Here is a 7629-nt window from a genome sequence, read left to right as displayed (position 1 = left end):
CTATTATATAATCTGAGTTCTATGATTACTATTAATATCAAGTCTTTGAAATGTGAAACAGATCAATATTTATACCAATGGTGAAGATAAGGGAAGTAAAAGCAAAAATTATCCTAGTAAAATAGACACTTCACAGAAAAAAAAGCTATCTATTCTACTGACATATTTGAATAAGAGATAAAGCTTAGATAGATTTTTACAAAAAAAGTAACTTAAATGCAATAAAGGAAGGAAAGAAAAAAGTGAAAAAAAAACATATTTCAAAAATAGCTTCTGCTGTTCTTCTTTCTCAAATGCTATTGACAACACCGTTACAGGTATTAGCAGATGAACAGCTTTCAATACCAGCCAGTCAATCTAGCACGATGAATAATCAGTCTGAAGAATCTACTTCAAGTAGTGATGAACAAACAGGAACGTCTACTACGCACACAACGACTGATTCCACAGAAAGTAGTACAGATCAAAGTACACCTGAGGATACGACGTCTACAACAGAATCGGCTGAAAAGCCTACAGATAGTACAACAGATTCAACGAGTACAACGGAATCCAGTAGTGAGTCTAAACCAGATGAAACCAAACCTAGCGAAACAAAGCCAAGTGAATCAAAACCAGAAAAGCCGAATACTGGTAGTTCTACGAATGAATCACAGACTCAGTCAACAACTGAACCTTCAAACAATCAAGTAAAAACACCAAATGAAGAGCAGCAAGCTAACCCAGCAGAAAGCGAGTCAAAACCATATCACCAAACGCCAACTGCGCCTATTCAAGAATTAGTTCCTTCAAGCAAAGAAACGGCTGAAGGAAACATTCATTTTGAAAAAGATGAGTCCGTAGAAAGCTTTGTCCGAAAAATCGGCGAATCTGCTCGCAAAGTAGGACAGGAAAACGATTTATACGCTTCTGTCATAATTGCGCAAGCCATTTTGGAATCAGCTAGCGGCCAAAGTCAGTTAGCACAAGCACCGAACTACAATTTATTTGGAATAAAAGGTACGCATAACGGAAAAAGTGTTTCTTTTGCTACACAAGAGGATTTAGGTAACGGCACTCTTTACAACACACAAGCCACTTTTAGACAGTATGAAAACTATGAAGATAGTTTAAATGATTATGCACAGTTGCTTAAAGAAGGTTTGACTGGTAATAGTCAATTTTATAGTGGTGTATGGAAAACAAACGCAAAAACTTATCAAGAAGCAACCAAATTCTTAACTGGCAGATATGCAACTGATACGAAATACGATCAAAAATTAAATGGTTTGATCGAGACCTACCATTTAACGGACTACGACAAGGAAGTCGCAGGACCACAATTAAGTAAAGAAGGCTATATTGTACCAGTGAAAAACTATACGATTTCTAGTCCATTTGGTACTCGTGGGGGAGAATTTCATAGAGGATTAGATTTGGCAGCAGCACAAGGCGAGCCAATCTATGCCAGCAAAGCAGGAACGGTCATTAAAGCAGAGTTTCACCCATCATGGGGGAATTATGTAGCTATTGAGCATGAAGATGGTACAACGGCTTTATACGCGCACCAACAAGAATATCAAGTCAAGGTTGGTGACAAAGTAAAACAAGGTCAGATCATTGGTTATGTTGGCTCGACAGGAAATAGCACAGGTAGCCATTTACATTTTGAATTATGTTTAGATCATAGTTTAAGTCAATCACAATTGGTTGATCCAGAAACGGTCTTATTCTAAAGAATAAGACCGTTTTTTATTTATACTACGAATCTGTTATCTGTATCATGAAAACAAACAATTATAAAATATTTTTTCAAATTCAATGGCTAATGATGATTCAAGTGATGAAGCTAATAAAAGTGTAGCAATTAGTTTTGATGATGGACCTAGACAATCGACTACACCACAACTTTTTGAAATTATAAAGTCTAAAGATGTGCATGTTACATTTTTTCTATTCGGAAAAAATACAGAAAAATATTCTCAAATCGCTAAACAAGCCTCAGAAGAAGGTCATGAGATTGGAAATCATACTTTATGATCATGAAAACCAAAGTACCAATGATGCTATTAAAAAAGTAACTGGTAAACAAGCACCCTATGGCTCTATTACGAGTGAAAATGCCCTTGCCGTTAATAGACCATTTATTCAATGATCTGTAGATTTTGAAGATTGGAAGACAAACTTCGTTAATAGTTTATACATTGCTAAAATTTCAAGATACGCAATGTCTTTGCTGATATCAAATATATTGTTTAAAGTGTCGGGAGCCTTTGGTTTGCATTGTGTTCCAGAATATTAACCATATTGTATGAGTTTAAAGACAGATATTTGTTTAAACAATTAATAAATAGTGATTTTAAGGCAGTTTCGGTTGTTTGAGTGGGTACTTATCCATGAAATGTGCTTAAAAAATACCGTAAATATAACAAGCAAGTCATTTTTAGAAATTAGAATTTCACAAAGTTAAGGTAAAATTGGCTTGATAGTACGGATACTTATCGTAGCGATTATGTAAAATAAGAGGAAATACATCAATTAAATAAACAGATCCATATCCCATGCGCCTTTGTTACGAGTTTTAGAAATATTATTCTTTACTAAAACTATATTCTACTTGATTGGCATCCATGAGGCGGTTATCTTGATCGTCTACCCAAAAGAATTTTTTATACTGATCACTTTGAATCGTTGTTTTCTTGTTTTCCTTGTCGATTTGGATCGAGACATCATTTATTTCTTTCGTATAGGTTTGGAATAAACCATTTTGTTCAGTTTGTTGATCGTCTTCTGTAAAATCAGGTGCCAATAAATACTTGATTTCTTCTTTTTCACTCTCAGTAGTAATTAACTGTGAGGGATCTTGCTTAATATTTCTAGATAATTGAATCTAAAACTCTGCAATGAGCCATCGGTTAATAGGTAACTGCCTCGACTTTGCAACGTTCCACCGTCTGTAACTTGTTGTAATTCAGCATTTTCTATCTTGTTTTTCATAATTAAATCACTCCTCTATTTGATATTGAAATATCGATCATAAAAAACAATCAATAACATATCAAACGTAAGTATCAATCACTAATAAGCAAGTAGTATAAAAAGAGCGACTAGACATCTAATCGCTCTTTTTTGCGTTGTTTTCCTTGGATAGAAGTCCACTTTTTTGTTTGGATATCTAGTAAATCATTATAAACGGCTGACATATCTTTCCCTGCAGATAATGATAAGGAATAAATGAAAGAAGCGGGCAGACTTTCGACACTTTTTTCTCTCGTGACCCATGAAGCAATGGTTGATTGTTTGAGATTATGAAGTTCAGCAAATTGTTCCACGGTCATGCCTAAAGTTTCAATAATAAAATAATTAACTGGGTGAGGGTAGACATAAGTATTAAGTTTCATAAACAACCTTCTTTCTGAACGCTTATATTATTGCGTATGCAATAATATTTTATCACAACTTGAACTCTCTATCTATTCTTCTATTCTTAATTTCCTTTTCATGGATAAATACGTCTTTTAATGGGAGGGTTTTTTAGTAGTTGAAATTTTTCCCCATTTATTTTCTATCTGAGAAGTATCCGAGACGCTGCATTTCCAATTACCTTAAAATTCGATACAATAATAAAAAAGATAGTTGGAGAAAAATGATGAAAAAAATTACAATCAAAGTGATTGTCGAAGAGGCAGGTGTTTCTAATACAACTCTCTCTCGATTTTTAAACAATAATTACGGAAACATGTCGAAAGAAACCAAAGAAAAAATTGTTGAAGTGATCGAACGATTAAACTATCGATCTAGTAAGCAAACACAAGCATTAAAAATAAAGCATAGTTACTTGAATGATAAGAGCTACCACAACAGAAGTATTGTGGTAGCTCTATTTTTTCTTTTTAAACTTTTTACTTATGCCTTGTTGAGCTTTATAAAGAATTCAATGCATCTGTGGTTGTATTGTTTTCCACGTGGACATACAAGTTCGTCGTAAGTGTTGAACTGTGTCCTAGTTGCTGAGCAGTTAGGATCAGATCTCCTCCAGATTGCTTATATAATCTTGTAGCAAGCGTGTGGCGAAGCTTATGCGGCGTTACACGTACTTTAAATCCAGAAGAGTATTTCTCCACCATTTTTTCGATTGCTGATCCCGTAATTCTTTTAGCGATACCTTTGCTAATCGAGACGAAGAATGCTGTTTCGTATTTATCTGGGTGATAACGTGAATCCCTAATAGTTAGATAATTTGCTAAGTATTCCATTGCAAAAGATGCGATCCTAACTGAGTCTTTTTTGTCACCTTTACGGACGACTGAAACTCGATTTTGTTCAAAACTAATATCATCAACATTCAAGTTGACTACTTCGGATAATCGGAGACCGCTACCTAACATCAACGCATTAATTGCAAGGTCTCTTTCTCGGTCCCGTTTATAGTACTTCATCGCTTGCGGTGAGAGAGTACTAGGATAAACATCATTAATATAGTTCAAATACTCTTCAGTTTCATTGCCGAGAAACAACTTGTCTTCTAGTAAATCTGCTCTAGCTTGAAGTGTTTGTCTTTCAGTCACGTTTGATATTTCCTGCATAATATTGTGAGACAGGTAAGGTTTGCCGATTACATTATTGTGACTTTCCGATAGATACTTAAATAAAACCTTTAATGCAGTGATATTTCGCTGGATTGTTACTTTTGATAAAGTTGCAGTGGATTCCTTTGGAGAGCCGTCCTTATTGATCTGTTTCGAATTTTGTTTTTTTCTGCTAAGAAGGTAGGCTTTATATTGCGTAGCAATCCGCATCTGTAGGGCATCTAATGATTCTGCCGATATCTCTACGATTGATTTTTCAGGAATACTTTTTGAAACGATCAACCAGCTGAAGAACTGATGATAGTTTTTCAAATACTCAAGTATTGTATTTGGGGAATATTCATCCGCTGTTTTAGTTTCAACGAAATCACGAATGAAAGGGGGCATTTCAGTTAATAATTCATCTATTTTTTCTAATGCTTTTTCTTTTAACATTCCAATCACCATCCTTAAAAATTATGGGGTAGGGGAGTAATTCCATATCACTATTATAATTGGTATATACCGATTTGTCAAATATAAGTTATTTAATTTTAAAAAAATGTTTGTTAATCGCTTTTATTATAGTTTAAAAAGGGGTTGTTTGTATTTTTGTAATGTTATTTAATTTTCTAAAAAAACACATCTTTTTGGAAAGATGATTTATTATGTAAACGAATGAAAAGAGGTTGATTGAGTAATTCATAGCAATTAGTGAATTGTTCATGAAATGAAACATGGTTGTAGCTGAATAAGTGTGATCCTGATTTATTTAAATCACTTTCAGAAGCATCGCTTAGTGAGCTAAAAAATGGATCTGTTTGTTAGTAAGCTATTAATCATCAGATTTGGCTACGGTATGTTTGATCCTTGGGTTAAACAACCAGCGTTGAAATTTTTTAATAAACTTAGTACGTGCAGTTGATCTATAGTGAATCAACATCAAAATTGCCTAAATACTGTAATTATCTAATATGGCTTGTATTCTCATAATAACTCCCGTTCAACTTTCCGAAAAACTAACATTTTTCAGAAAGTTGGATAGATGGCAGCGTAATGATTGTCCAGCCTAACTTCCAGATTCTTTTGCGCCACTTTCTACGCAGTTCTGGTTTCATTACCATCAGCTGGACGAATTACATGAACATTAGGCTTAAGTTTCTAGGTCATAAATGGCTATGTTACCCGTTAGTTTTTTAATAGAATAGTACTTTTCTTTAGGAATCATTGGTCATTTTACCTAAGAACAAAGCGGAATATAATTAACTGTTCGGGCATCCTTATAATTAATAGTTTTAAGAGGATATAAATAAAAATTCTAGTATCAAATCGTAAAAATACAAGTTTCAGCCAAAATAGAAAGAATAATAACCGGAACATCTCATTAACAAAACAATATTTTATAACTGCTTCCTAACTAAATTCGAAAAAAATACACACAATACATAAAGTCCCACAAATGTCTTCATTTTGTTGAAAACATTTGTGAGACTTTAGTATAAAATATTATAACGCCAGTATTTTAAATGTGATCATTATCATCACCGTACAACGGCGCTACCTTTTTATAGTTTTTTATCCCATTTAAAAAAACTGTAAACTACAGCCTAATTGAGGTTATGTTTACAGTCCGATCAGTCATTTTTCTATTTTTTAATCTATGATTGATAAGATAAAAAGGAGCAAGAGCAACTGATAACAAGCTATTTTACTTGCGATCGATTCGATTTATAGATAGCGATTTTCTCTTAATGCGACTTTTTTAATCTCTTCAACTGTTTGTGTACCGGCTAGCTGCATCACCATTTCCAGCTCTTTTTTAAAGAAATCGAAGACTTGTTGTACACCAGTTGCTCCACCTAAAGATAATCCATAGATAACGGGGCGACCGATTGCCACTAGATCAGCTCCAGAAGCAATTGCTTTAAACACATGTTGGCCGCGCCGCACACCGCTATCAAAAACAATAGGAACTCTTCCCGCTACTGCCTCAGCAACATATTGAAGAGAATCAAAAGCAGCCGGACCACCGTCTAACTGACGCCCACCATGATTTGATACCCAAATACCTGATGCACCTGCATCAAGTGCTCGAGCGACGTCTTCTTCTGATTGCACGCCTTTAACATAGACTGGTAAATCAGAATAGCTTGTGATAAATTCCACATCTTTAGGACTCAATTTTTGTTTTGAAGAACCATACACAGCGTCCATCGTTTGGCCAATACCTGATTGATAAGCTTGAACGATTGGCATCGCTAATGGAAAAGTAAAGCCATTCCGGCGATCGGTTTCCCGATTACCACCAACAGTTGCATCAGCGGTCAAAACGATTGCTTTGGCCCCATTACGTTTTGCCATATCCAAAATATCACAATTAATACCATCATCTTTACTCATATAAAACTGAAACCATTGAGGCGCTTCTTCTCCACCTGCTTCCCGAATCTCTTCTAGTGTACAAGACGCATACGAACTTGCCGTATAAATCGTACCAAAACGTGCAACTCCTTTAGCAGAAGCTCTTTCAGCAGCAACATTAGCCAATCCATGCGCTGCTACTGGTGCCATAATGATTGGCGCAGTTAATGTTTCATTTCCAAATTTTGTAGTAGTATCTGGTAATTCAACATCTCGTAATACGTGAGGAATGATCAATTTATGATTAAAAGCCTTTTCATTTTCTTGATAAGTAAAAATATCCCCTGCACCACTGCTAATATATCCATAACCACCTTGAGGTATCATTTCTTTAGCTGCTTCTTCAAGGTCATACATATTAATAAAATCGATTGCACCTTCTGCTGTGCTCGCTTGATAAATCTTTTCCAATTCAATCACCACTTTCAAAAGTATAGCGCTTACAAACAACATGTTACGCTTCCAGTCAATAAGTGACAAACAATCTGTTTTGAAACTTTTTTATTGATTGTTCGCTAAAAATTACATGTAGACAAAAAGAAACAAACGATCACTTGAAATCATAAACTCAGGATTTTTTATTCTTTCATCTGTGATAAAGAAGTACTGTTCAACCACATGATTTTATACCTTCGATGCACAAAAAACATAACATACTACC

Annotated in this window: 6 protein-coding genes and 2 pseudogenes; 3 read left to right on the top strand and 5 right to left on the bottom strand. The window is 34.7% G+C overall.

Annotated elements, in window-relative coordinates:
* Positions 1-242 precede the first annotated feature (242 nt).
* Positions 243-1715, top strand: coding sequence for a glucosaminidase domain-containing protein (locus DOK81_RS01555; RefSeq protein ID WP_206907469.1), 1473 nt, complete (start codon positions 243-245; stop codon positions 1713-1715).
* A 100-nt stretch (positions 1716-1815) separates the two neighbouring features.
* A pseudogene (locus tag DOK81_RS01550) lies at positions 1816-2131 on the top strand (polysaccharide deacetylase family protein); the annotation flags it as partial.
* Between the two features lie 438 nt (positions 2132-2569).
* Here DOK81_RS01550 and DOK81_RS01545 read toward each other — a convergent pair.
* The 3 genes from DOK81_RS01545 to DOK81_RS01535 all read right to left on the bottom strand — a co-directional run bounded on the left by DOK81_RS01545 (position 2570) and on the right by DOK81_RS01535 (position 3380).
* Entirely contained in the window at positions 2570-2788 is a 219-nt protein-coding gene (locus DOK81_RS01545; RefSeq protein ID WP_206907467.1) for a hypothetical protein, read from the bottom strand.
* 38 nt (positions 2789-2826) lie between these two features.
* Entirely contained in the window at positions 2827-2976 is a 150-nt protein-coding gene (locus DOK81_RS01540) for a hypothetical protein (protein ID WP_206907465.1), read from the bottom strand.
* A 110-nt stretch (positions 2977-3086) separates the two neighbouring features.
* A complete protein-coding gene (locus tag DOK81_RS01535) occupies positions 3087-3380 on the bottom strand; it encodes a type III secretion system protein PrgN (RefSeq protein WP_206907463.1) in 294 nt (97 codons plus the stop codon).
* 248 nt (positions 3381-3628) lie between these two features.
* Between DOK81_RS01535 and DOK81_RS01530 the strand changes: the two are divergent.
* Positions 3629-3820 (top strand): annotated as a pseudogene (locus DOK81_RS01530) (LacI family DNA-binding transcriptional regulator); the annotation flags it as partial.
* Between the two features lie 82 nt (positions 3821-3902).
* Here the strand turns inward: DOK81_RS01530 and xerS are convergent.
* Both xerS and DOK81_RS01520 read right to left on the bottom strand, forming a co-directional pair.
* Positions 3903-5003, bottom strand: a complete 1101-nt coding sequence (gene xerS, locus DOK81_RS01525; protein WP_206907461.1) for a tyrosine recombinase XerS — start codon at positions 5001-5003, stop codon at positions 3903-3905.
* Positions 5004-6275: 1272 nt separating this feature from the next.
* Entirely contained in the window at positions 6276-7379 is a 1104-nt protein-coding gene (locus DOK81_RS01520) for an alpha-hydroxy-acid oxidizing protein (protein WP_206907454.1), read from the bottom strand.
* Positions 7380-7629: the final 250 nt, after the last annotated feature.

The organism is Enterococcus sp. DIV0660C, assembly GCF_017316125.1.
In the GTDB taxonomy this organism is placed as follows: domain Bacteria; phylum Bacillota; class Bacilli; order Lactobacillales; family Enterococcaceae; genus Enterococcus_B.
Note: the sequence above shows the minus strand (reverse complement) of the source record. Positions and strands in the feature narration are given on the sequence as shown.